Origin of the sequence: Bartonella queenslandensis AUST/NH15 (genome assembly GCF_000312585.1) — a bacterium.
Lineage (GTDB): Bacteria > Pseudomonadota > Alphaproteobacteria > Rhizobiales > Rhizobiaceae > Bartonella > Bartonella queenslandensis_A.
Window position 1 is genome coordinate 1 of record NZ_HE998054.1, and the last position, 591, is coordinate 591.

Below are 591 nucleotides of genomic sequence, written 5' to 3' on the forward strand. Positions count from 1 at the left end.
TTAAAATATTTCTGGAGAGCGTTAAGGACTATCCGCAATGAAGGTACAAGGTATGGTAATTCTTGATCTTCACTAACAATATACTGTAGCGCAGCATAAAAATTATGCTGTCTGTAAAGGTGTTGTGTTTCTTTTATTGCCTCTTGCATATTCAAAAATTGTTTTGTTGCAAATTCAACCCATTTTTTTCTAGCTGCTTCATTAGAAGATGAGGGCATTTTATCATAAATTGCACTAGGCAATGTTTTTGCACATAGATAATCATTTCTCACTTCAAGATATTTTTGTGCTGCATCATACTGATCTTGATTAATCACACCGTGCAGATAAAGCCGTCCGATATAAGTACCGGAAAGCGGATTTTTTGCTTCTTCTATGGTTAAGCTAAAGCGTTTGGCACGCATTTCTATTGCCAATTTATCAATGGGATCATGAGGTATTTTTGTCCGTGAGATACGACCATTGGGTTCTCTGATACATCCTTCAATATGTGGGCGTCCACGTTTGCATGTTTTTTTCTTTTAGCCATATTTTTTCAATCAGAATGGGACGCTATCATTAAGAGCTGTGCTATAATCTTGAACACCTGAA

Annotated in this window: 1 protein-coding gene; it reads right to left on the reverse strand. The window is 36.4% G+C overall.

Annotated elements, in window-relative coordinates; translation table 11 throughout:
- Positions 1–488 (reverse strand): hypothetical protein (locus BN338_RS09310; protein WP_083868471.1); only part of this gene is annotated, 488 nt, incomplete at its 3' end.
- Positions 489–591 lie beyond the last annotated feature (103 nt).